23 protein-coding genes, 3 tRNA genes and 1 pseudogene are annotated in these 22,384 nt (G+C 54.7%); 11 read left to right on the plus strand and 16 right to left on the minus strand.

Translation table 11 applies throughout. The features are described from left to right. Positions 1–82: 82 nt before the first annotated feature. The 5 genes from AGA_RS01935 (at position 83) to AGA_RS01955 (ending at position 4,718) form a co-directional block, all read left to right on the plus strand. Positions 83–388, plus strand: a complete 306-nt coding sequence (locus tag AGA_RS01935) for a hypothetical protein (RefSeq protein WP_059022759.1) — start codon at positions 83–85, stop codon at positions 386–388. Continuing rightward, on the plus strand, positions 385–993 hold the full coding sequence (locus tag AGA_RS01940; RefSeq protein ID WP_059022761.1) for a hypothetical protein: 609 nt from the start codon (positions 385–387) through the stop codon (positions 991–993). The genes AGA_RS01935 and AGA_RS01940 overlap by 4 nt, the downstream gene beginning before the upstream one ends. Beyond that, positions 980–2,041: a DUF7146 domain-containing protein gene (locus AGA_RS01945; RefSeq protein ID WP_059022763.1), complete on the plus strand. Its 1,062-nt coding sequence runs from the start codon at positions 980–982 to the stop codon at positions 2,039–2,041. The genes AGA_RS01940 and AGA_RS01945 overlap by 14 nt, the downstream gene beginning before the upstream one ends. Before the next feature lie 4 nt (positions 2,042–2,045). Next, positions 2,046–3,938: a DUF927 domain-containing protein gene (locus AGA_RS01950; RefSeq protein ID WP_172793750.1), complete on the plus strand. Its 1,893-nt coding sequence runs from the start codon at positions 2,046–2,048 to the stop codon at positions 3,936–3,938. 219 nt (positions 3,939–4,157) lie between these two features. After that, positions 4,158–4,718 (plus strand): recombinase family protein, encoded by a 561-nt coding sequence (locus tag AGA_RS01955; RefSeq protein WP_059022767.1) that lies wholly within the window; start codon positions 4,158–4,160, stop codon positions 4,716–4,718. Between the two features lie 797 nt (positions 4,719–5,515). Here AGA_RS01955 and AGA_RS01965 read toward each other — a convergent pair. The 6 genes from AGA_RS01965 to mnmE all read right to left on the minus strand — a co-directional run bounded on the left by AGA_RS01965 (position 5,516) and on the right by mnmE (position 11,155). Continuing rightward, positions 5,516–5,591, minus strand: a tRNA-Lys gene (locus AGA_RS01965). 67 nt (positions 5,592–5,658) lie between these two features. Further along, positions 5,659–6,570 (minus strand): ParB/RepB/Spo0J family partition protein, encoded by a 912-nt coding sequence (locus AGA_RS01970; RefSeq protein WP_059022770.1) that lies wholly within the window; start codon positions 6,568–6,570, stop codon positions 5,659–5,661. Continuing rightward, on the minus strand, positions 6,567–7,358 hold the full coding sequence (locus AGA_RS01975; RefSeq protein WP_059022772.1) for a ParA family protein: 792 nt from the start codon (positions 7,356–7,358) through the stop codon (positions 6,567–6,569). Before AGA_RS01975 ends, AGA_RS01970 begins: the two co-directional genes overlap by 4 nt. Next, a complete protein-coding gene (gene rsmG / locus AGA_RS01980) occupies positions 7,345–7,947 on the minus strand; it encodes a 16S rRNA (guanine(527)-N(7))-methyltransferase RsmG (protein WP_059022774.1) in 603 nt (200 codons plus the stop codon). The genes AGA_RS01975 and rsmG overlap by 14 nt, the downstream gene beginning before the upstream one ends. Then, positions 7,931–9,811: a tRNA uridine-5-carboxymethylaminomethyl(34) synthesis enzyme MnmG gene (gene mnmG / locus AGA_RS01985; protein WP_059024586.1), complete on the minus strand. Its 1,881-nt coding sequence runs from the start codon at positions 9,809–9,811 to the stop codon at positions 7,931–7,933. The genes rsmG and mnmG overlap by 17 nt, the downstream gene beginning before the upstream one ends. Before the next feature lie 24 nt (positions 9,812–9,835). Further along, positions 9,836–11,155: a tRNA uridine-5-carboxymethylaminomethyl(34) synthesis GTPase MnmE gene (gene mnmE, locus AGA_RS01990; protein ID WP_059022775.1), complete on the minus strand. Its 1,320-nt coding sequence runs from the start codon at positions 11,153–11,155 to the stop codon at positions 9,836–9,838. Between the two features lie 184 nt (positions 11,156–11,339). Here mnmE and AGA_RS01995 point away from each other — a divergent pair, with 184 nt between their 5' ends. After that, complete coding sequence (locus AGA_RS01995) at positions 11,340–11,804, plus strand: methylated-DNA--[protein]-cysteine S-methyltransferase (protein ID WP_059024587.1); 465 nt, start codon at positions 11,340–11,342, stop codon at positions 11,802–11,804. Between the two features lie 311 nt (positions 11,805–12,115). On the opposite strand, the gene AGA_RS13635 is transcribed toward AGA_RS01995, so the two are convergent. Continuing rightward, on the minus strand, positions 12,116–12,484 hold the full coding sequence (locus AGA_RS13635) for a hypothetical protein (RefSeq protein ID WP_157065275.1): 369 nt from the start codon (positions 12,482–12,484) through the stop codon (positions 12,116–12,118). 322 nt (positions 12,485–12,806) lie between these two features. Here AGA_RS13635 and AGA_RS02010 point away from each other — a divergent pair, with 322 nt between their 5' ends. After that, a complete protein-coding gene (locus AGA_RS02010) occupies positions 12,807–13,256 on the plus strand; it encodes a hypothetical protein (protein ID WP_059022779.1) in 450 nt (149 codons plus the stop codon). A gap of 213 nt (positions 13,257–13,469) precedes the next feature. Here the strand turns inward: AGA_RS02010 and AGA_RS02015 are convergent. The 5 genes from AGA_RS02015 to hemE all read right to left on the minus strand — a co-directional run bounded on the left by AGA_RS02015 (position 13,470) and on the right by hemE (position 16,683). Further along, positions 13,470–13,546 (minus strand) — tRNA-Pro (locus tag AGA_RS02015). 71 nt (positions 13,547–13,617) lie between these two features. Continuing rightward, positions 13,618–14,202 (minus strand): LOG family protein, encoded by a 585-nt coding sequence (locus AGA_RS02020; RefSeq protein ID WP_059022781.1) that lies wholly within the window; start codon positions 14,200–14,202, stop codon positions 13,618–13,620. Between the two features lie 257 nt (positions 14,203–14,459). Further along, positions 14,460–14,912, minus strand: coding sequence for a protoporphyrinogen oxidase HemJ (gene hemJ / locus AGA_RS02025; protein ID WP_059022782.1), 453 nt, complete (start codon positions 14,910–14,912; stop codon positions 14,460–14,462). Beyond that, positions 14,912–15,604: an HAD family hydrolase gene (locus AGA_RS02030; RefSeq protein WP_059022784.1), complete on the minus strand. Its 693-nt coding sequence runs from the start codon at positions 15,602–15,604 to the stop codon at positions 14,912–14,914. The genes hemJ and AGA_RS02030 overlap by 1 nt, the downstream gene beginning before the upstream one ends. Continuing rightward, a complete protein-coding gene (gene hemE, locus AGA_RS02035; protein WP_059022786.1) occupies positions 15,604–16,683 on the minus strand; it encodes a uroporphyrinogen decarboxylase in 1,080 nt (359 codons plus the stop codon). The genes AGA_RS02030 and hemE overlap by 1 nt, the downstream gene beginning before the upstream one ends. A 368-nt stretch (positions 16,684–17,051) precedes the next feature. On the opposite strand from hemE, the gene AGA_RS02040 reads away from it, so the two are divergent. The 4 genes from AGA_RS02040 (at position 17,052) to AGA_RS02055 (ending at position 19,944) form a co-directional block, all read left to right on the plus strand. Next, entirely contained in the window at positions 17,052–17,684 is a 633-nt protein-coding gene (locus tag AGA_RS02040; protein ID WP_172793711.1) for a Maf family protein, read from the plus strand. A gap of 98 nt (positions 17,685–17,782) precedes the next feature. Beyond that, positions 17,783–17,858 (plus strand) — tRNA-Ala (locus tag AGA_RS02045). Between the two features lie 164 nt (positions 17,859–18,022). After that, positions 18,023–18,565 (plus strand): Spy/CpxP family protein refolding chaperone, encoded by a 543-nt coding sequence (locus tag AGA_RS02050; protein WP_059022789.1) that lies wholly within the window; start codon positions 18,023–18,025, stop codon positions 18,563–18,565. Between the two features lie 146 nt (positions 18,566–18,711). After that, positions 18,712–19,944 (plus strand): multidrug effflux MFS transporter, encoded by a 1,233-nt coding sequence (locus AGA_RS02055; RefSeq protein ID WP_059022791.1) that lies wholly within the window; start codon positions 18,712–18,714, stop codon positions 19,942–19,944. 10 nt (positions 19,945–19,954) lie between these two features. On the opposite strand, the gene AGA_RS02060 is transcribed toward AGA_RS02055, so the two are convergent. The 4 genes and pseudogenes from AGA_RS02060 to AGA_RS02075 form a co-directional block, all read right to left on the minus strand. Beyond that, positions 19,955–20,356 carry a hypothetical protein gene (locus AGA_RS02060; RefSeq protein WP_059022792.1) on the minus strand — a complete coding sequence of 134 codons (402 nt, stop codon included), beginning with the start codon at positions 20,354–20,356 and terminating at the stop codon, positions 19,955–19,957. A 28-nt stretch (positions 20,357–20,384) separates the two neighbouring features. Continuing rightward, a complete protein-coding gene (locus tag AGA_RS02065) occupies positions 20,385–20,570 on the minus strand; it encodes a Trm112 family protein (protein ID WP_059024588.1) in 186 nt (61 codons plus the stop codon). A gap of 24 nt (positions 20,571–20,594) precedes the next feature. Continuing rightward, positions 20,595–21,235: pseudogene (locus AGA_RS02070) on the minus strand (LON peptidase substrate-binding domain-containing protein). Between the two features lie 76 nt (positions 21,236–21,311). Further along, entirely contained in the window at positions 21,312–22,268 is a 957-nt protein-coding gene (locus AGA_RS02075; protein WP_059022794.1) for a tetratricopeptide repeat protein, read from the minus strand. Positions 22,269–22,384 lie beyond the last annotated feature (116 nt).

Consider the following 22,384-nt stretch of genomic DNA (forward strand, 5'->3'; position numbering starts at 1 on the left):
TTGGGTTTTTGCTTCCATCCCTTCACGCACTAAGCGGCTCACACATACCGCAAGGTGCCTGTGAAACAGGGAGTTTTTCGTAATGCCGACAATGGCACCAACTCAGAATGACAAGGCAAGACAGATGGGCACCATTGCTCACTTTCCTGCACACCACCACAAGGAAGCCGTAGCGCCGCTAGTGGTTTCAGAGGCTAAGGCCGCCGCAATGGTTGGTCTTGCTCCACGCACCTTGCAGAGCAAACGGCTGGACGGCTCAGGCCCGGTTTTCGTGCAGCTCACAAAGCGCCGAATTGGTTACAGCGTGGAAGCCCTCCGCGTATGGGTAGCAGACCGTTCTGTGCGCTCCACGGCTGACGCCACCACACGCTTTAAAGGTGTGGCATGAGAACTGCCCCGCCAACATGGACGCATGGCGCCATGCTCTCGACCGTGGAAATGGCCATGGTTGCAAAGCAGTATGAGCAAACACCCTGCACATGGCTGTGGTCGGACTATGATGCTCATGGGCCTAATCTGCTTAGTAAGTTGCTCAATTTCTTGGCCGGTGTTGAGGGATACCTCCCTGAAAGCATGTCACAACCGAACTTAATCAAAGCCCTCCGGCCTTATGGTATCACCGATTTTGCAGTTGTTCCCTCGCCTATGACCATTACCGGGCTGGCAACAGTCTGGAGCTATGTCCTTGAGCTTTTGGAAGCAGATGCCACATTCTCAAGCTTCCTTGTGGACGAAAACAGACCCATACATGCGGCACAGGAGTTTATTCCCATTCGGGCAGGACTGGTGCGTTTGCGCGCGGCGCTATGCCGCAACAGCCGCTCGTCCGAAGCACTCTTTTGGTTGGAACAGATCGGCTGGGGCGAACTGCTGGAGCTGGCTGACAAGCGTGATCATGCAGGCCGTGAACTGATCGCTGGCCGTGCTTTCTGTGCGCCGGAGGGTGGTGTTGCCATTCTCCCCAAAGACTGGTGCGACCATGCGGCGGCCTAACGCCTCTGAACTGGCCCGGCTTCTGGCGGACCACATTACGCGCCTTGCGCCTGAACTGCTGCCTCATGGCAAAAAGGACGGTGCAGAATGGCGCGTGGGGTCTTTAGCTGGAGAGCCGGGGCAAAGCCTTGCTGTGCGTCTGACAGGTGCGCGGCGGGGGCTGTGGTGTGACTTCTCCAGTGGGGAGCGTGGCGATGCTTTGGACCTTGTAGCCGCCTGCCTGTTCAGCCATAACCGCAAAGATGCAATGGCATGGGCAAGCACATGGCTGGGGCTGGCGAACAACGCGCCACAAGCCCCCGTCCAGCGCCCTCCGGTTCAAGAAAAACTGAATAGTCCTGAACTGGACAAGGAAGCACAGCAGCGCAGGGCCAAGGCCCGGCGGCTGTGGCAGGACGCCGCGCCCGGCATTGCTGGCACTCCAGTCGAAACCTATCTGTCTGGCCGTGGCATAGACCTGCGCTTGCTTGGCCGTGCGCCGGGTGCGTTGCGCTTTCATCCCGCCGTGTGGTGTGCGGAGGTGCAGCGCCCTTTGCCTGCCATGCTGGGCGCTATCTGTGGGCCAACGGGAAAGATGGTTGCGGTGCACCGCACATGGCTGGCAAAGGCACCCTCCGGCGCATGGTGCAAGGCTGATCTGGCAAATGCCAAAAAGGTGCTGGGCAGTTTTGCTGGTGGATGCGTGAGGCTCTGGCGTGGTGGCTCTGGTGCAGCCCTTGGCATGGCTCCGGATGGTGATGTGACCATTCTGGCGGAGGGCATAGAAACAGCCCTGAGTTGTGCCGTTGCCTGTCCGGAATACCGAGTTCTAGCCTCTGTAAGCCTGTCAAACATGGCTGCCGTCAAACTGCCTGACACCATCACCGAAATTATTGTGGCGGCTGATAACGATGCCGGAAATCCGGCTGCGCGTAAGGCGCTGAAAGCTGCCCTTCACCAATTTGCACAGCAGGGCCGCACTGTTCGGCTCGCCGTGCCAGAAATCGAACATGGAGACTGGAACGATGTCCTCCGAAACGAACCAGACACAGGCCGGAACAGGTCGTGAAGGTGTGCGGGCAGCTTTGTCGGGTGCCAAAGTTATCAAACTGAAAAGCGGTAACGGTAAAGATACCAAGAGCAAGCCCTCCGCTAGACGGACAGAAACAGAGGACGGGCGCTTTTTCTGTGACGCTCATGGCCTGTTCCGAAAAGCAGTGGACAGCGCCAAAACCGATACGAAACTGTCCGGCCCTATTGAAGCCCTAGCCGAAACACGCGGGCCAGATGGCAAAGGCTGGGGCATCCTGCTGGGCTGGATTGACCGGGACGGACAACAGCATGAGCAAGCCTTTCCGCGTAGCCTGTTCAGTGGCGATTGTGGCGAATTGCGGAGCCAGCTTGCAGACGGAGGGCTTACGCTTGCAAGTAGCCCGGCCGCCAAGGCCGCCTTTGCGGACTGGTTAAGCAGCATTTCTACACCAGAGCGGGCGCAGTCGGTCGGGCGCATTGGCTGGCACACGCTGCCGGCTGGCCGGGCCTATGTGCTGCCAGATGCCACCTACGGCAACATGGACGAACGGGTAGTGCTGCAAACAGCCGAGCCGGAAACGGATCTGTTTGGTGTATCTGGCACGGTGGAAGAATGGCAGCAGCACATAGGTTTGCTGTGCCGGGGCAACAGTCGCCTTATCTTGAGTGTATCAAGTGCGTTTGCGGCACCATTGCTTGGCCTGCTGGGGCTGGATGGTGGTGGTATATCGCTCTTTGGTGCCAGCCGGGCCGGTAAATCCACAGCATTGCTGGTTGCCTCCAGCGTATGCGGTGGCACGGCAGATGCCGGGGCCAAAGGCTATGCCCGCTCTTGGCGCTCTACCAGCAACGGACTGGAAAGCGTTGCGCTAGCAAGCTGTGATGCCCTGCTACCGCTGGACGAAATAGGACAGCTAGACCCAAGAGAAATTGCTGATGTGAGCTACATGCTTGCCAATGGGCAGGGCAAAGTCCGTGCCAGTCGTACCGGCTCTGCGCGGGCAGTTGCGCGCTGGCGGGTGCTGTTTTTGAGCACGGGTGAAAAAACGCTGGATGATGTGAACCGTGAGGCTGGCCGGGCCACCAAAGCAGGCATGGAGGTGCGCTACTGTGACGTGCCAGCCGATGCAGGAGCCGGTATGGGCCTGTTTGAGAACACGCACCATATGGATAACGCTGGGGAGTTTGCAGACCATCTGGGCAATGCCTGCGGGCAGTTTTACGGCGCACCTTTTCGGGCCTTTCTGGAACGTCTGACCGCCCTCATGGCGGAGGAAGGCATACGCCCACTACGGGAACGCCTGCTGGAGCGTCTGGAAGCCATAGCAACAGGATACCTGCAAAACTGGCCCCGTGCCTCCGGACAGGTGCGTTCTGTTGCCCGGCGCTTCGCCATGATTGCCGTGGGCGGTGAACTGGCAACCACCTTTGGCCTGACCGGATGGGATGCAGATACGGCAGACGTGCTGGTTGGCCTGTGTTTTGGTGACTGGTTACGGGCGCGTGGCACCTCTGGCCGGAGGGAAGATGAACAGGCCGTGCAGCAACTCCGCGACTTCATTGCCCGCAATGGTGCGTCCCGCTTTCAGGATTGGGTGGACAGAACGGCAGAAGAACTCCCCCAGTCATGGGATGAGGGCAAACCACCACCAGAGAGATACCGCACACAGAACCAAGCAGGCTGGAGACGCTGGGCCAAAACGCAAGAGGGACAATGGGGCTGGGGTTACATGCTCACGTCCTCGGGGATGCGTGAGGCTCTAGCGGGCCTGAACTTGCGGGACGCAACCAAGGTGCTGGCCGAGCGTGGTGTGCTGATACCGGATAAAGAGGGCAAGTTCTCACAATCTGTCCGCCCGCCGGGGCAAGCTGGCAATATCCGGCTCTATGTGGTGGCCGGAAACATTCTGGCACTCGCTGCCGGCAATGAATGACCTATAGCCGGAGGGAGCATGTCTGTTTTCCCCCCGGTCTATTTCCGCTCGGTATGCACCAGTAGCATGACTCGCTGTGTCTCTTTGAAGTATACCCCATAGAGACAAATTTGTGAGACAGTGGGTTGGCGGTTTTCTGCGTCTCAAATGGGTTGATTTTTAATTTTGAGACACATAAAAGAGAAAGTCTAAACCCTATTGAGACAAACGAGACTCGGAATGACCATTTACGGATATGCGCGAGTCAGCACGACTGACCAAGACCTGACCATTCAGGAGCAGACCCTTGCCGCAGCCGGGTGCACGGTCATTCGCTCCGAAAAGGTTTCAGGGTCGAGCACTAGTGGCAGGAAAGAACTGCAAACCCTGCTTGCCTTCCTCCAGCGGGGCGATGTGCTGGTCGTCACACGCATAGACCGGCTGGCCCGCTCTATTGCTGACCTTCAAACCATTATGATGGAACTCAAGGCAAAGGGTGCAGCCTTGCGCTGCACAGAACAGCCCGTGGACACCAGCACGGCAGCAGGCAAAGCCTTTCTGGATATGCTGGGTGTGTTTGCCGAGTTTGAGACAAACCTCCGCCGGGAACGCCAGATGGAAGGCATAGCCAAGGCTAAAGCGGACGGACGTTATAAAGGACGAAAGCCTACAGCCCGCAATCAGGCCACCGAAGTGCAGGCACTTATGGAGCAGGGTATGAGCGCCACCGAGATTGCCAGCCGTCTTGGTATAAGCCGGGCCTCTGTTTATCGCTGCAAGGATGCAGCCGAGCCTGCGTGAGCCGTGGACATGCCGTGCGTGGTGTGTGCGGGCAGCGCGCGGGTTTCTTTTCCGATTTTTGAGCATTTCAGAGCTAAAACAGGCCGAGCTATGCACCAAAAGCATAACGAAAAATGTGTATTTTAAGGGGCAAAAAGCAGGGAAAACCAGCCGTTTAGAGCGGCAATATCCCTATGAATGGCAGAAAACAGCCATTCATGCTTTCAAAGTGATACACCTATTTTCGGCAGGTGTAACAGCCAGAACAAAAAAGGTGTATCACTTTTAGATAATTAAATCAGTCACTTATCCAGAGTGATACACCTGTTACACCTGATACACCTTTTTTTGGGTAGGGGTGGTAAGAACAGGAAGGTGTGACGCGGCCAAGGTCATGCGTAAAGCGCATATCTCAACCTTGGCTCATAGGCTGGGGGCTATCGGAAAGTCGGGATGCCCTTGGGCACCGCAACCGCATCAGGCTCACGCGCGGATTTTTTCGGCTGTTTGAAAAAAATCAAGTTTTCAAACGCTGGTGACTGTCATGGGGATGGGGGTATCCAATCTCTAGCGGCCATGAGCACCCGGACCGCGCCATGGGCAAATTTTTGCATCCGCGAAATTGAAACAAAAAGACACACAGGTAGCCGGAGGGCCAAGGCTGTCAGGTTTTTGAGAGAGAAAATCTGTGGCGGGAAAGAACCCTGCCCCATGCCAGCTCAGAAAACGCGGTTTCAAATGACTCCGGATTGACTCCGGAAGGCAGGAGAACCCTGCCAGCCTGAAACCTGAAAACCACCAAAAGCTAAGGAAAAGCTTGGTGGGTGCACAAGGACTCGAACCTTGGACCCGCTGATTAAGAGTCAGCTGCTCTACCAACTGAGCTATGCACCCTTACAGCCCATGAGGCTGAATTGGGGGTCTTTTACCACCCCTTTTTAAACAACACAAGCCTGAAAATTCAAGATTTTAACAAAGCCAGAACCGTATCTAGCTGATCGAGATTTTTATAGTGAATTTCCAAAGAGCCACCTTTGCGGCCATCAAAATTCACAGCCACCTTCAGCCCCAGTCTGTTGGCCAGGTCACGCTCAAGCGCTGCGATTTCTGGATTTCTGGTTTTTTTCTCTTCAGCCGCTGGTTTACGGTTCTGCTGTTCCAACGCCTTTTGCACCAGAGCTTCAGTCTGACGGACAGACAGGCCCTTGGCAATCACCTCTGCTGCTGCTGCTATGGCATTAGGGTGTGCCAACAATGCTCTGGCATGGCCTGCGGATAACGTGCCTTTTTTCAGCTCATCCCGAACAGCCGGCGGTAGCTTGAGCAAACGCAGCATGTTGGCAACATGCGGCCGGGACTTGCCAATGGCTTTGGCCAGTTCATCCTGCGTCAGGCTGTATTCGTCCATCAAGCGGCTAAAGCCTTCCGCCTCTTCCACAGGGTTGAGGTCCGCACGCTGGAGGTTTTCCACCAACGCGGCGGCCATAGCATCTGCTTCGCTCAGATCACGCACATGCACCGGAACTTCGTGGCACTGGGCTAGCTGGGCGGCGCGCCACCTGCGCTCCCCTGCGATAATCTGATACTGACCTTTTTTATTCGGGTCCGGACGCACCAGAATAGGCTGTAAAATACCACGCTCACGAATGGACTCAGCCAGTTCCTCAAGAGCGGCTGGCTCCATATCCTGCCGTGGTTGAAAAGGTCCGGCAACAAGAGCCTCGACCGGAAGAACGCTCACTGCACCACCCTTCTGTTCGGAATCAGTTCCTTTTGCATTAGCGGATACGCCAGCGGCTTCCCCCAATAATGCTGCGAGTCCTCTGCCCAGTTTAGGGCGGGCAGCAGACTTGCTCCGCGGTGGTGCGCTCATGCCGTTCTCCTCATAATTTCGGCAGCAAGCGCCTGATACGCCGCAGCCCCGGTTGCACGGGGGTCATACGTCATGACGGGCAGACCATGGCTTTGCGCCTCGGAAATACGAATATTTCTGGGGATAAGGGTCTCAAGGACATCATCCCCAAAAAAGCTGCGCGCATCTGCCGCAACCAGTTCAGACAGATTATTGCGCTTGTCATACATGGTGAGCACAATGCCTGCGATCTTAAGATCCGGATTAAGATTTTTGGTGACATGCCCAATGGTTTTAACCAGATGCCCCAACCCTTCCAACGCAAAGAATTCGCACTGCAAGGGCGCCAGCACACCATGGGCCGCCACAAGGGCATTGAGCGTAAGCAGGCCAAGGCTTGGGGGGCAGTCGATAATAATATAGTCAGCCTGCTGGGCCAGAGGGGCTAAGGCCTCGCTCAGGCGATGCTCCCGCCCTTCTGTGTCAACCAGCTCAATTTCTGCCCCAACCAACTCGGTATTGGCAGCAATAACAGACAGGTTCTCAATTTCCGTCGGTTGCAGAACATCCTGCGCAGACTTTTCGTGCATAAGCAGGGCATAGGCCCCACCTTTTCTGGCATCGTAACTGACGCCAACACCCGTGGACGCATTGCCCTGCGGGTCCAGATCCAGAAGAACAACACGAGCGCCATCGGCTGCCAGAGCTGCTGCCAGATTAATGGCCGTGGTGGTTTTGCCCACGCCGCCTTTCTGGTTTGCTACTGCAAGAATGCAGCAGTCTTTTCTGTTCTTTTTAGCCTTCTGCACGATTAAAATTACTCACTTCCAGAATCACACCATCGGGGCTTGTCTTGCTGGGCCATGACCGGACATCAAACCGCCAGGTCTTAGCCGCATCCTCAATTTCCTGTTCAGCCTGCCGTCCTTTTAAAAACAGGCCAACGCCATCGGGCTTTAGCAAGGGACGAGCCCATTCCAACAATTTGTCCAACGGGGCCAGCGCACGCGCCGTTACAACGGGTGCAGGGGCAACTTCCGCACGGTCAAGCCGGCATGGCAGAACGGTCAACTGCGCGCCGGTTATTCTGGCAGCCTCACGCAGAAAAGCAGATTTTCTTTGGTCCGCCTCAATCAGAACACCCGGAATATTGGCGGCAATACCGACCACAATACCGGGGAATCCCCCTCCTGACCCCATATCAACAAAATGTCTGCGCCCTTTTAACAAAGGAACCAGTTGGAGACTATCCAGAATATGCCGCTCCCACAGGTTATCCATATCCTTTGGGGAAACCAGATTAATCCGCTCATTCCATTTTTTGAGCAGCGCCGCATAAGCCTGCAATCGTTCTTCTGTTTCACGTGAAACAGAAACACTCTCACTCTGCATGAGCATGGTCCTGACCTTTACGCAAATACGCCAGAATGGCCATAAGCGCGGATGGCGTAATGCCGGGAATTCTCTGCGCGGCACTAAAGCTCTCGGGCTTGGCCTGCTCCAACCGTTCCCGCATTTCGGCACTCAGCCCACCAATGCTGGCAAAATCCATTGCTGCGGGAAACCGGATTTCTGTCTCAGCTTCAAGCTGTTTGATTTCCCTGTTCTGGCGGGTCAGATACCCACTATACCGCGCCTGAGTGGTAACATACTGCCGAACACGATCTGGCACATTCAAAAACCATGGCGCCACCTGCTCCACTACGGACTGATCGGCCCCATAGCCCATAATTTCCAGCAAGGTTCTACGCTTGCCGTCCTGCGCTACTTTCATCCCCACACTGGCAAGTTGTTGCGGCTGCCAGCTCTCGGCCTGTGCCCGCTCTGTTACAGACTCAATTTCCGCCAGTTCATGCTCAAAGGCCGCTTTACGTTGAGCCCCAACACAGCCCCACTCCATACCCAGCTTTGTCAGACGAATATCAGCATTATCGGCCCGCAGCGTCAGCCTGTATTCCGCGCGAGAGGTGAACATACGGTAGGGTTCGCTCACCCCCTGCGTTGTCAGGTCATCCACCATAACGCCAATATAGGCCTTGCCTCTATCCAGACTGACGGAGGACTGCCCCCCTGCGCGCCGAGCAGCATTGACCCCGGCCAGAAGCCCCTGCGCACCGGCCTCCTCATACCCTGTTGTCCCATTAATCTGCCCGGCCAGAAACAGACCGGGGCACTGCCGCAGTTCAAGCGATGTGGTTAGTTCACGCGGGTCAACATAGTCATACTCCACAGCGTAACCATACTGCGCAATAACAGCGCGCTCGAGGCCGGGGATAGAATGGATCATGGCATCCTGCACATCCGCAGGCAGGCTGGTGGAAATTCCATTGGGGTAAACCAGATTTCCGCCCTCATGCTCCGGTAGCGCTTCGGGTTCCAGAAAAATCTGATGGCTGGTTTTTTCCGCAAACCGCACGACTTTGTCTTCGATCGAAGGGCAATACCGTGGCCCACGGCCAGAAATTGCCCCACCATATACCGCAGACAGATGCAGATGCTCCCTGATAATATCGTGCGTTTTCTGTGTTGTCGCCGTAATGCCACAAACCATCTGACGGTTGGTTATGCTCTGTGTCATGCGGCTGAACGGTTCTGGGATATCGTCCCCTTTATCCTCAGCCAGCACGCTCCATTCAATACTATCCCGCTCAAGTCTTGCGGGGGTCCCTGTTTTGAGCCGGCCCATTCGTAGGTTCATGGAACGCAGACGCTGCGCGAGTGCAACCGAGGGTTGTTCGCCTATGCGTCCAGCGGGCTTTGATTTATGCCCAATATGAATAATTCCATCCAGAAAGGTTCCAGTGGTCAGCACCACGGCTCCAGCCTGCCATTGCCTGCCATCTTCACAAACAACACCACACACACGCCCGTCCGGCTGGCACAACAGGTCGGCGGCGGCACCTTGCTCTATATCCAGCCCCGGTGTTTGCTCCAGCATGTCCTGAATGGCCTGCCGGTATAACATGCGGTCAGCTTGCGCACGCGGCCCCTGCACTGCAGGCCCTTTGGAACGATTAAGCAATTTGAAGTGAATGCCCGCCCTATCTGCCGCGCGGCCCATAAGCCCATCCAGCGCATCAATTTCACGCACCAGATGGCCCTTACCAATACCGCCAATAGCGGGATTGCAGGACATGGCACCAACCGTCTTTTTATTATGCGTGAGCAGCAGCGTTCTGGCGCCACAACGTGCAGCCGCAGCAGCGGCCTCGCACCCTGCGTGGCCACCGCCCACCACAATCACATCATAAGACACCATCATAACCATAGGTCCTGCACTACACCGTTATTTACCAATACAAAACTGCCCGAAAATGGAACCGAGCAGTTCCTCCACCCCAACATGCCCTGTAAGACGGCCCAAAGCCCGCATGGCCAGGCGCAACTCCTCGCCACGCACTTCCGGCCATTCCTGCCGCAATGCTTCCTCCAGACTGGCACATGCCTCTTTAACACCAGCGCTATGGCGCGCTCTGGTCAGCAGCGGCATGTTGGTGGATGAGGCCGTAAGCTCCTGCACTTTGCTTTCCAGTATCTGCCGCAACGCGCCCAAACCCTGCCCACTTTTAAGACTAACCGGCACAACAGGAACGCCCTCTACCTCTGCCGGAAGTGGTGCCAAGTCAAGCTTGTTCCCCACCAGAATTGCATCAGGAAAAACACTTTGCGGCACATCCGTTGCAGCGAACATCTGCACAACGCAGTCTGCCTGTTTCACGTGAAACAACGCACGGCGCACACCTTCGGCTTCAATTTCATCCTCGGTTTCACGCAGGCCTGCCGTATCCACAAACGTAACTTTTATGCCCGCCAGACTGCCGACAATTTCCAACGCATCACGCGTTGTTCCCGCTATGGACGAAACTATGGCCGCATCCCGCTCCGCCAGCCAGTTCAGCAAGCTGGATTTCCCCGCATTGGGTGGCCCCGTAATGGCAAACACCACACCCCGTCGGATACGCTCACCCAGTTTGCCGTCTGCAATATGCTGCTGCATCTGGTCAATAAGCTGACGGATTCCTGAACGAATTTCCTCCTCCACTTCTGGAGGCAAATCCTCATCTGGGAAATCAATCAACGCTTCCTGAAACGCCAGAAGCTTTTTAAGCCGATCCGCCCAACCTTGGTAAACACCGCTTAACGCGCCATCAGCCTGTGCAAGGGCCTGCCTGCGCTGGCTTTCCGTTTCCGCTGCAATCAGGTCTGCTATCCCCTCGGCTTCCACAAGGTCCATCCGCCCATTGGTAAAAGCCCGGCGTGTAAACTCGCCCGGTTCGGCTGGTCTGGCGCCGCCCTGCACAAGGGCATTGGACACAGCCTGAATAATAGCAGGACCCGCATGGAGGTGCAGTTCAAACCCATCCTCCCCCGTATAGCTTTTTGGCCCCGGAAACCACAGCACAAGAGCCTCATCCAGCAGTGTGTCCTGCGTGCTGGCCTGCTGCCACACACGACGCAACACCGCTTTACGCGGAGGAGGCAGGGCACCACAGAGCTTTATCAGCAGGTCTGCGCTCCCTTTGCCGCTCACACGCATAACGGCAATGGCAGCCCGCTCCACCCCCGTAGAAAGAGCAAAAATGGTGCCTTCCCCCTGATACCCCACTGTGCCCTGCCCCTTTTCTATCCTACATGCCTATTTGCTAGAGTGTTCTAATGCAGTTTTGCCCGTAAACGTAGATTTAAAAGATGATAAAAAAACGGACTATATGAATGACATGCCATAAGGCACAATGTGCCACCTGCTTGAATACTGTTCCGTTTTAAACCACCCCAGAAAGTGCCTGACCATGCCCCAGCTTTCCCTCCATTCCCCTCTGGGACCACTCACCCTGTCTGAAGAAGATGGAAAAATTATTTCTCTGGATTGGGGCTGGGGACGTGACCAGACCGAAACACCATTGCTCTGTCAGGCTCGGGAGTGGTTGGACCAATGGTTTGATGACCCCGCAGCCCTAGGCGCATTCCCTTTTCCTCTGGAACCTTACGGTACAGCCTACCAGAAAAAAGTGTGGGCGCTTTTGCAGGATATTCCTGTTGGCGCAACCACAACATATGGCGAACTGGCACAGAAGGCCGGAGGCAGCCCCCAGTCCGTAGGGCAGGCTGTAGGCCGTAACCCTATACCCATTCTTATTCCCTGCCACCGCGTTCTGGCGCGTAACGGACTTGGAGGCTATTCGGGCGATGGTGGGGTAGATGACAAGGTCTGGCTGCTGGAACTGGAAGGCGTGGACCTCCCTACCAAAGCCTGATCAAGATAAGCTGGTTGCCCTGACGACAAAGAGCAACCAGCTTTTACGCCATTACCGCTTATCGCAATTTTGCGTTAAGTTGTTGTAAAAATAACCATCTTTACAATTAAACATCGCCGTCCCATCGCTTCCGGGCATATTTGCTGGCGGTGGCATTGTATTTGTGGAAGCCGGATATTGCCCATAATCCGGACTGGCATAGTAAGACGGCGGGGCATAAATGCTCTGCCCGTCTCCCTGCTGCACCGGCGTACTATCCGGCGTTGCAGGTGGAGCCTGATTATACTGCGGGTAAGAACCACTATACGTTTCTACATCCGCCATGCGACCATAAGCATAGGGCATGGACCATCCCCAGCCCCAACCGGCCCAATAGGGGCTCCAGTATGGATTGCCCCCCCAGTATGGGTTCCAGCCACCATACCCGCCATATCCTCCGTAATAATAGGGGGAATACCAGCCGCCATAATAGCCGCCCCATCCTCCCCATCCCCAGCCCCATCCTCCCCATCCCCAGCCCCAACCGCGGCCACCACCGCCCCACGGGCCTCCTCCACGCCAGCCGCCACCGCCACCCCAACCACCGGGACCGCCCCCATGCCAGCCACCGCCAGGACCACCAAAGTGACCACCACCTGGCCCACCGCCAAAATGGCCACCCCCATGTTGGGCATAAGCATGACCGCAAGAAAGACTGCCTCCAGCCAACAGAATGGCCAGTAAACCAACTTTCACTTTACTTGCCTGCTTCATTTTAAGCTCCTCATCCTGTTGCCTGTTGATCAGCAGACAAGAAAATCATGTTCTAAAAATGGGCATGATCGGGAACGCTTTCCAGCATATGTTTCCATCTTTTTTGGCATATCAGAAAAACGAATCACGCACGATTTGCCTTGCATATACAGAATGTCTGATATACCTTTTAATCAACGGAGAAAGCGAGGTGCCACACACCCTACCGCTTTTGCCCCCTAACAAACCCAAACTTAGGAGGCCGGACCCATGGCATGGAAAAAAGCAACTTTCGTTTCGCTCTGGCTCGCAGCCCTGAGCCTTGCTATCTGCTCCACTTTTATTTTTGTGACCTGCGGACTCAAGTTTTCCGTATTCCATGCCGGCATGGCCGTGCATTGGCAGGACTTTACGGACAATTCCGCACTCTCACATTTCCTGTGGCAGTCTCTGCCTGAATCCGAACACTGGTCGGACTATGCTTTGTCGCTTCCCGGTCTGGTTGCCAGCGCGGCGTTTGTCTCCAGCATTGTTCTAGGTTCTTATGCCGCATTGCAGCTTGAAGAGCTCAACCACGGTATTCAGGCAGACAGGCAGGCCGATATACGCCGCTGGGAAAGCCTTCTAGTTGGGCAGGTGCAGGATGCTCATCAACCCAGTCTTTTTGCCGCCAACAATGTTGTGGACGTGCATTATACCACGGTAGCCAAACAGGCCTGAGTGGCTTCCCCCATAAACACGTAAACCCCTACTTTCTGATTGAGAAAGTGGGGGTTTTTTATAGGTCTACGGGGAAAATTTAAAAGTTTATGGCTGAATACCAGTTAGATTCTGGATATTTGGCGCACCCCAAACTTATGCTTTAGCCAACACAAGTAGTGTATGCTGCACATGTTCCCCGCCGGGGAGAATTTAATTTTTACAGAAAAGCCATGGTCGGAGTGAGAGGATTCGAACCTCCGGCCCCTGCGTCCCGAACACAGTGCTCTACCAGGCTGAGCTACACTCCGTAATGGTTGAATGCGCTATACATCTCTCTTGCTATATAAGCAAGAGAGTAATTGCATTTAGCCTTGACGCCTTAAAGAGCGGACACAGGCAAACCGTCCACCTGATCCGCCACGGTAGAGCAAGTCAGAGCCGACTGAACATCGGGAACTACCTGCAACAACGCCCGCGCTTCGGCTGAGGCAAACCCCTGCCTGACGGCTGCATCCAGCATGGCGACCATGGCATCGGCCCATCCATCCACATTAATCAGCAGAATAGGCTTTTTGTGCTGCCCAAGCTGCTTCCATGTCAGAATTTCCATGGTTTCATCAAAAGTGCCAAACCCACCGGGAAGAATCCAGAATGCATCTGCCTCTGAAAACATAATCTGTTTACGGGCATGCATGGAGTCCGTCACGATCAGCTGCGAAACCTTCTCGTGCATCCGCTCACGTGTTTTCAAAAACTCGGGAATAACACCTGTAACAGCACCACCGGATTTGATGACTGAGTCAGCCACAACCCCCATCAACCCATTGGCGCCACCACCATAAATCAGTCGAATATTTTTTTCGGCCAATGTTTTGCCGGTCAATTCGGCTGTCTGTCGATAAACCGGTTTTTCTCCCATCCGGGAACCACAAAAAACCGCAACGGAACGCACAGTAAGAGACATATGACTTTTTCCTCCTGAGATTCTCTTTTTATAAATTTGAGCAATTCAAACATATGGGCAAACAACAATCCATGTTTTTGCCATTCATTTTAGAAGCTACGTTTAAGGTTACAGAAGTTTTTACAAAACGCAAATATTGGCCATGATCGGGCCTTTATAGTCAGACCCGGCAAGGCAAAACCTCTAACCAACGCAGCATGATCTGAACTTTATTACACGCCAGATCAGGACACTATATGATATAATATTATACTTTTTTAAAATGGCCTAACAACAACCATAATAACAATAATCATCATAAGGACAGTTGGAACTTCGTTCGCTATTCTATAGAATTTTTCGGAATTGTGGTTATCATCCCGTGCAAAACCACGATACCACCGACCACAAAAACCCTGAAATGCAAACATACACAGCACGGCCAGCAACTTTAAGTGCCACCAGCCTGCATGCCAGTCCACTGATCCGGGTGTTAAAACCAGTAAAACACCAAAGAACAGGCTGGAACACATGGCAGGCACCATAATTGCCTTGATAAGTCGGCGTTCCATGGTTTTGAAACGCGCGCTTTCCGCCGATCCCACCTTAACCTGACAATGATAAACAAAAAGACGGGGCAAATAAAACAGTCCCGCCATCCATGCCATGACAGACATGATATGGAAGGCAACCAACCATCTGACCCACGGAAGCAGCGCGTCAAAAACCATTATGATACGACCTTGACCAGTCTGGAAAGAATTTCTGGAAAGTCAGACAGTTTGTCTATTCTTTCGACCCCTTTCCAATCAGGTATCGCCTTGCCCGGCTCACGCAGCATAACACAGGCCATGCCAGCATTAACAGCCGCTCTGGCTCCGGGGTCACTATCTTCCAGCACCACACATTCGTAAGGCTGAACACCTTCCGCTTCTGCAGCCTTAAGATACACATCCGGCCGGGGTTTAGGTGTGCCCATATCCCGCGCTGAATGAATACGCCCATCAAAGTAAGGCGTAAGCTCGGTCACTGCAAACTTTACATCCATTTCCTCGCAAGAGGAGTTGGACGCAACCCTTACGGGAATCCCCAGTTCTTTCACGGCATCCAGCATGGCATGTACGCCAGAAATGGGTTCAACACCCTCCTTCATGGCAGCCACAAAACGCTGCTGCATTGTGGGCTCCCATTGGGGGCCAAGCTTTTTGCCCGCGTGCTGTTCGATCATAGGTTGAATGGTTGCCAGGGACATACCAGAAAAAGTCTGGACGGCCAGATTATCTGGCACGTCCCACCCAGCATCCCGCGCCGCCTGAGCACACAGGCGGCAGCAGGCTTCCTCGCTATCAACCAGCACACCATCACAGTCAAAAATAACCAGTTTAAGCGGTCCACGAAAAACCTGTGAGAGTGCTGATGGCATCAGGCTGTTTCCCGCACTGTCCGCACAAGATCGGCCACATGCTCAACTGGTGTTTGAGGCAGAACACCATGCCCAAGGTTAAATACATGGGCACGCCCTCGTCCTGCTTCACGCACACGCAGGGCCTCACGTCGCATGGCTTCGCCCCCAGCAAGTACAGCCACAGGGTCCAAATTCCCCTGTAGTCCCAGAGTCTGGGGGACCATATCGCGCACAATGGCCATATCAGCCCCTGTATCCAGCGCCAGCACATCTACCCCGGTTTCACGCGCATATTCAGCAGCCATAACACCGGCAAGACGCGGAAAACCGATAACGCGAACATGCGGGTAACGGGATTTGATGGTCTGAACAATCTGCCGGCTGGGCTGGATAACGTGACGGCGGAATTCAGACGGCGGAAGAAGCCCGGCCCATGAATCAAACAGCATGACGGCTTCAGCACCGGCTTCAATCTGGGCGCAAAGATAAGTTGCCGTTGTTTCCGTCAACAGGGCCATAAGCCGATCAAAAAGAGCAGGTTCGGAAAAAGCCATGTTCCGCGTTACAGAAAACTCACGCGATCCACGCCCTTCTACCATGTAGCAGGCAACGGTAAACGGCGCGCCGGTAAAGCCGAGCAAAGTTGTTGCGCCCGGTTTGGCAACACCAATGCTGTCTGGTCCATCCACGGCCTTGCGCAACCGGGACAAGGTCTCAATTACAGGGGCGGTGGCCTCGGCAATGCGGGCGGGGTCCAGTGCGTTCAGGTCCTGTTCAGAACGAATGGCGCCCAGAACGGGGCCTGTGCCTTCCACAAACTCCAAAGACTGACCCATGGCCCATGGCAGAATCAAAATATCGGAGAACAGGATGGCCCCATCCATGCCAAACCGGCGGATAGGTTGCAGGGTTAGTTCTGTTGCAATGTCCGGTGTCATGCAACGGGTCAGAAAATCCGCCTGAGCACGCATGGCGCGGAATTCAGGCAGGAACCGCCCGGCCTGTCTCATCAACCACATCGGAGGGGGCCAGAGAGCTTCTCCATTGAGACTTCTGAGCAGACGTTTGGCGGAGGGAATATGTGTTTGCGTTGTCATGAGCAGAAGTCCTGCACGTCTTTGTCTGCGCTGTCCACGTCCCACTTCCTATAAAAAAAGAAAGAAAAAGGTTTGATGAAGTATGAGGGTACTGTTGATAACGGGGTACCCGGCATTCCAAAAATGTACCCCACCTTTCCCACAGTGTGTACAGATTGAAGACCCTTGCAAAACAAAGGATTTTTGAAGTTATCCAGAAAACATCCAACACCCCCTGTGTACAACTCACCGGTTCATGAGAGTTGCAAGTTGTGCCCGGTACTCGGTACGGCCATGTTCTGAACTCCGTACAATCCACATGTACCCCGGTACTAAGGATAGTACTCACAGCCCCTTTTTTGACCAGTACCTGAAAGAGACTCGCTCCCGTGACCGATTTAGTACTAATGCCGACTCTAATACAGAACAGAGCAGATAAACTGCTTTTAGCCAGTGGATCATGGACCAGACGGCGTATTCTGGAAAATGCAGGACTGGTCTTTGAGGTTGAAGCGTCACCAGTGGATGAGGCTCCGCTGAAGCAGGAAGGACGGCAGAAAAACTGGTCAGCCGATGTGGTGGCTCTGCGTCTGGCAGAAGCCAAGGCTCTGTCGATCAAAAAACAGGATACAATTGTGATCGGGGCCGACCAGATGCTGACATGCGGTGCAGACTGGTATGACAAGCCAGAGGGGCTGGCAGGTGCACGGCAGCAGCTGCTTCAGCTCAGAGGAAAAACGCATGTCCTGCATACAGCAGTTGTGCTGTGCCAGAATGGGCATGTTCTCTGGCGTCATGTTGCCCAACCCACGCTGACCATGCGCATGTTCTCACATTCTTTTGTGGATGCTTATCTGGCTATGGAGGGAGAAGCCTGTCTGGGTTCTGTCGGGTCTTACAGGCTGGAGGGGCCGGGCATACAACTCTTTGCCACTATAGAAGGGGATGCGTTTGCCATTCAGGGTTTGCCCTTATTGCCCCTTATTGCAGCCTTGCGGGATATGAAAGTGCTGCCAGATTAAAAATAGGGGTTGTCAGCGTTTTGAGGAGGTTGTAAGAGGCTCAACACACGCAGCGGGACTGTTGCAAAACAGAACCAGACAGTGTGTGACAGAACAGTGGGGCCATAGCTCAGTTGGGAGAGCGCTTGAATGGCATTCAAGAGGTCGGCGGTTCGATTCCGCTTGGCTCCACCAGTTCTTCTTCCCAAAAAAATGCGATGAAATTGCGACTGTTAAAAAACAGTAGCCAGCATTTTTAGGGATATTGCCTTTTTTCAGACATATCCGGATGCCACAGTCTTTGGCAGGCAAGGCGTTAGGCGCTTTGCACATGGTATTTATGAAGCGAAGGCTGAATAATGAAAAAAGCATTGCTGGCAACAACACTGGTTATGGGTCTTGCGGCCTTCTCCGGAGCCGCTGCCCGGGCTGATGAGGCCTCTTCCACCGTTGGTGCCCCTCCCCCTCCGCCGCCAGAATGTGGCTGCATGCACCATGGACCGGGGCCGGGTGGACATATTCTTAAGCTGGATGGCATTAAGCTGACTTCGGACCAGAAGAAAAAGATCAAGGCGATTTTGGATGCTAACCGTCCGGAAGACCCCAAAGCTGGCATGGAGCAGACGCGTGCTCTGCAGGAGCAGATACGCACCGTTATGACAACGCCGGGGCCGGTTGATCAGGCCAAATTGCAGGATCTGGAGCAGCAGATTAGCGCGGTGCACACACAACATGCGCTGCATAAGTTGCAGGTCGAAGCCCAGATTCATGATGTGCTGACTAAAAAGCAGCTTAAGCAGATTGCTGAGCAGCCGGACCATCCGCCTGGCCCGCCGCCGGCATGTGGTGGCAAAATGCCTCCGCCGCCGTCTGAGGCTGGCCAGAGCGCCAAGCCTGAATAACAAGGTTAGAAGAGAGGGCTGCCGGTTTATTCCGGCAGCCCTTTTTTTGATTTACGTTGACTGAGCGGGAGTTACCCGGTTTTAGGGAGTGGACAAATACCGGAGGGCGCGAGAAGAGTGAGTATTCCTCCCCTGGTATTGATGAGATGACTGTCCCTTCCGCGTCCCATGCGTCTTCTTTCCCATTTCGGCTGATTTTTCTTTTAGGGCTGGTAACGGCCATAGGGCCGCTGGCAACAGATATGTACCTGCCAGCCTTTCCTTCAGTCGAACATGATCTGGGTGGTGGTGCTGGATCGGCGCAGTTTACGCTTGGCGCTTGGTTTTTAGGGCTGGCGTTTGGCCAGTTTTCGCAAGGTCCCCTTTCTGACCGTTTTGGGCGTAAAGCCCCACTGGTTATTGGCCTTGGTGTGTATGTGCTGGCTTCTGCCGGGTGTGCGCTTGCCAGTAACTACCATCTGTTCTGTCTGTTTCGGTTTATTGGCGCCTTTGGTGGATCAGCCGGGGCGGTTATTCCGCGCGCCATTGTGCGGGATGTCGCAACAGGCAAAAAAGGTGCGCATATTATGGCGCAGCTCACACTGGTTTTTGGTGTTATGCCTGTTCTGGCCCCCGGTATGGGAAGCCTTGTTCTTAAATTTGGTGACTGGCGCTGGATCTTCTGGATTGGTGCATTGTACGGTGTGGCGGCAATTGTGGGTATTCTGGTCATGTTGCCCGATACGCTGGCAGTTGCGAAGCGTATCCGCTTTCGGCCAGTGGAAATACTCTGGCGTTATCAGGGGATTCTGCGCGAGCCAGTCTTTTTTTCTAATGCGCTGATCACAACATTTTCCACTTTTGTCATGTTTGCCTATCTGGGAAGTGCGCCTGTTCTGTTTGAGCAGACATTACATTTCTCTGCTGGAGCATTCGGGCTGTTCTTTGGAGCAAATGCCGCAGCTTTTATTCTGGGCACCCAGATCAACGGTCGGCTTATACACCGTGTGTCCATGCCCGCTTTGCTGGAGGGGGCCATTCTATGGGCCTTTGCACTTGGGTGTGTGTTTGTTGCTTTGGCGGTGTCGGGCGTGGTGGGAGTTGCTCATCCGTGGCTGACCTGTACCTTTATTGTAGGGATAACGGGTGCTCTGGGGTTTATTGGCCCCAATGGCACGGTCATGTCTTTTTCCCGGCATGGGCATCATGCAGGCAGCGCATCTGCCCTGCTCGGTACCATGCAGTTCAGCTTTGGCTCGTTGAGCAGTGTGCTGGTGGGGTTGTTGCCCGGCGGAGGGGCTATTCCCACAGCCGTGGGAATGATGACTGGCGTGCTGGGTATGGCCATAGGCGATCTTCTACGCCGTAGAACATCTGACCAGCACGAGACAGAAGACTAAAAACCAGATCTTATTTGGTTTTCTGTGTCTGACTGTCGTCCTGCTTGCCATAAACGGCTTGAGCCTGTGGCGTAATGGTGTGCCCGTTATCCGTACGCATGGGGCCCGCAGAGCCGCCGCCATCATACATGGGGGGCAGGACTTCGTAGTGGTCTTCGGGTTTGGGAGGTGTGTCAGGCTTTTTTATGCCTGCGGCTTCCTGCGCGGCTTCAAGTTTTTCCTGCCGTTCAACGTCTCTTTGCGCTGCCCGTGCCTCGGCTGGTGCGGCCTCGGGTAAAAAACGACCGGGCCGTTCCGGCGGGAGATCAATATTGTCTCCCTCAATCATATGGTGGCAGCCTGCAAGAAGTGGGGTCAGCAGGAGCAGACGACCAAGGAGTGAGCTGTGTTTTTTTCCCAAAAGCATGGGCATATCCGAGGCAGAGGGAAAAAAGCGTTAATCAGCCTTCAATACGGCGGGCTTCGTCCGGCAGCATAACGGGAATGCCATCAAGAATAGGAAACGCCAGACCAGCTTTTTCGCTGATCAGCTCATTGGTTTGCGCATTAAAAACCAGCGGGCCTTTGGTTACCGGGCAGACCAGAATGGACAGAAGGCGCGGGTCAAGCGGTGCTGTATCGGACATAAAAACGGTTCCCACATCATATAGTCAGGAAGGAGGGCCTTCCTGTTCAGGACCGGACAGGTCTAGCAGTGTTTGCAGGACCCGCACACGGTCTGTCAGATTTTCTGCATCCAGCAATGCCTGTTTTTCCGCCGGAGGAAAAGGACAGATCATGGGTAAAGTAACCAGAAGCAGGCTATCATCCATCTGTTCTATCAGGGACCAGCGGGCATTCAGCCCTTTTTTTGAAAATAATGCTTGAGCGAGTTCAAAAGCTGGGCACGGTTAAACGGTTCGGATGGAATTTCATTCAGGTCTCCCGCAAAGGAAGACACATCAATACGCGCAAGCCGGTAACCCCGGCGCAGACCCGTTTCCCGCAGGAGGCGGAAGCGTAACAGGCCGGTCAGGGTAACGGCATAGGTGCCATCGGCCCGTTCGGTCATGGAGGTCAGGCGGCCAAGGCAACCAATGGAATAAAGGGGTGGTGCCTCATTACCTTCGTCCTCATCCTCCTGCCAGCGGGGCTGGATCAGGCCGATAAGCCGGTTGGATGCCAGAGCATCTTCCACCAATGCAATGTAGCGGGGCTCGAACACATTAAGCGGTAGTTTGCCTCTGGGTAAAAGCAGAACACCACTGAGCGGAAAAAGCCCCACTTCGGGTGGAATATCCGCAAGGGTCATGTCCCCCAGCCGCGGAATGCGGCGGGGGACATCGTCATCATCAGAAAAAGGTGGGGAGACGCTAGGCAAGGTCGGATCAGGAGAACAGGAGGGATGAGAGCCGACGGCGGGATACGGCTGTGGCGGGGTCTTCGTTCCCCCATGCTTCAAAAAAGCGCAGGAGTTGCTGGCGGGCGGCACCATCTTTCCAACCACGATCCACTTTGATGATGTGGAGCAGTTCGTTCGCGGCTTCCTCCCGTTTGCCTGCGGCATTCAGGGCTGTGGCCAGCTCGCAGCGGGCCTCATAATCTTCCGGGTTGGCGGCTAGGCGTGCGCGGATGCCTTCCATGGCTTCTGCTGCCTGGCGGCCTTCCTTCTTCAGCTCAAGCGCCGCGCGGGCACCAGCCACTTCCGGGGCATTGGTAATTTTTTCGGGCACATCAGCCAGCGCGGCTGCTGCGGCTTCCTCATCATCAAGTGCTAGCATGGCGCGGATCAGCCCCGCCCATGCTTTGGGGTTTTCCGGCTCTTCACCAATGACGGTGGAATACATGGCTGCGGCTTCTGCCGGGCGTCCGGTTTCCATGGCAACATCGGCTTCGTGCAACTGCTCTGTGGCCGGTAGAATGCCGCCCCCACTGGCTTTGAGCAGGGTTTCTATAAATTTTTTGACTTCGCTTTCAGGCAGCGCACCCTGGAACATATCCAGAATCTGCCCTTTCCAGAAGGCAGCCACCAGCGGGATGGACTGGAGCGGCAGACCTGCCTGTGCAAGCTGGCCAGCCAGTGCACGGTTGGCTTCAATATCAATTTTAACCAGCCGCACCTTACCCTTGGCGGCTTTAACAACTTTTTCCAGAACGGGGGTCAACTGTTTGCAGGGGCCACACCATTCCGCCCAGAAGTCCACCAGAACGGGCACGTTCCGGCTGGCTTCTATAACGTCCTGCATAAAGGTTGCCTGCGTGCCGTCGGTAATCACAGCTGCCGCGCCGGAGCCGCCAAAACTGTTGTCCGAACCCGGGGCTGGCTGACCGATCAGATGCTCCATCTGGTTTTGTTCCTCAAATTTCTGTCACGCAGGCAAAACAGTGCCTACCGTGCTTTTGGTCACAGTACATCACTTGTGTCTGTAAATGGTCAATCATGTTTGCAAGCGCAATGGTC

Source organism: Acetobacter ghanensis (assembly GCF_001499675.1).
GTDB lineage: Bacteria > Pseudomonadota > Alphaproteobacteria > Acetobacterales > Acetobacteraceae > Acetobacter > Acetobacter ghanensis.

Coding starts and splice junctions, on each gene's coding strand:
- AGA_RS01940 (WP_059022761.1), top strand. CDS start 385: ATGAGAACTGCCCCGCCAACATGGACGCATGGCGCCATGCTCTCGACC.
- AGA_RS01995 (WP_059024587.1), top strand. CDS start 11,340: ATGCCCCAGCTTTCCCTCCATTCCCCTCTGGGACCACTCACCCTGTCT.
- AGA_RS01935 (WP_059022759.1), top strand. CDS start 83: ATGCCGACAATGGCACCAACTCAGAATGACAAGGCAAGACAGATGGGC.
- AGA_RS01945 (WP_059022763.1), top strand. CDS start 980: ATGCGGCGGCCTAACGCCTCTGAACTGGCCCGGCTTCTGGCGGACCAC.
- AGA_RS02020 (WP_059022781.1), bottom strand. CDS start 14,202: ATGTCTCTTACTGTGCGTTCCGTTGCGGTTTTTTGTGGTTCCCGGATG.
- AGA_RS02010 (WP_059022779.1), top strand. CDS start 12,807: ATGGCATGGAAAAAAGCAACTTTCGTTTCGCTCTGGCTCGCAGCCCTG.
- AGA_RS13635 (WP_157065275.1), bottom strand. CDS start 12,484: ATGCTTATGCCCAACATGGGGGTGGCCATTTTGGCGGTGGGCCAGGTG.
- hemE (WP_059022786.1), bottom strand. CDS start 16,683: ATGACAACGCAAACACATATTCCCTCCGCCAAACGTCTGCTCAGAAGT.
- AGA_RS01970 (WP_059022770.1), bottom strand. CDS start 6,570: ATGAGCGCACCACCGCGGAGCAAGTCTGCTGCCCGCCCTAAACTGGGC.
- AGA_RS02065 (WP_059024588.1), bottom strand. CDS start 20,570: ATGTCCGATACAGCACCGCTTGACCCGCGCCTTCTGTCCATTCTGGTC.
- AGA_RS01955 (WP_059022767.1), top strand. CDS start 4,158: ATGACCATTTACGGATATGCGCGAGTCAGCACGACTGACCAAGACCTG.
- AGA_RS02055 (WP_059022791.1), top strand. CDS start 18,712: ATGACTGTCCCTTCCGCGTCCCATGCGTCTTCTTTCCCATTTCGGCTG.
- AGA_RS02075 (WP_059022794.1), bottom strand. CDS start 22,268: ATGGAGCATCTGATCGGTCAGCCAGCCCCGGGTTCGGACAACAGTTTT.
- AGA_RS02060 (WP_059022792.1), bottom strand. CDS start 20,356: ATGCCCATGCTTTTGGGAAAAAAACACAGCTCACTCCTTGGTCGTCTG.
- rsmG (WP_059022774.1), bottom strand. CDS start 7,947: ATGCTCATGCAGAGTGAGAGTGTTTCTGTTTCACGTGAAACAGAAGAA.
- AGA_RS02050 (WP_059022789.1), top strand. CDS start 18,023: ATGAAAAAAGCATTGCTGGCAACAACACTGGTTATGGGTCTTGCGGCC.
- hemJ (WP_059022782.1), bottom strand. CDS start 14,912: ATGGTTTTTGACGCGCTGCTTCCGTGGGTCAGATGGTTGGTTGCCTTC.
- AGA_RS02030 (WP_059022784.1), bottom strand. CDS start 15,604: ATGCCATCAGCACTCTCACAGGTTTTTCGTGGACCGCTTAAACTGGTT.
- mnmG (WP_059024586.1), bottom strand. CDS start 9,811: ATGATGGTGTCTTATGATGTGATTGTGGTGGGCGGTGGCCACGCAGGG.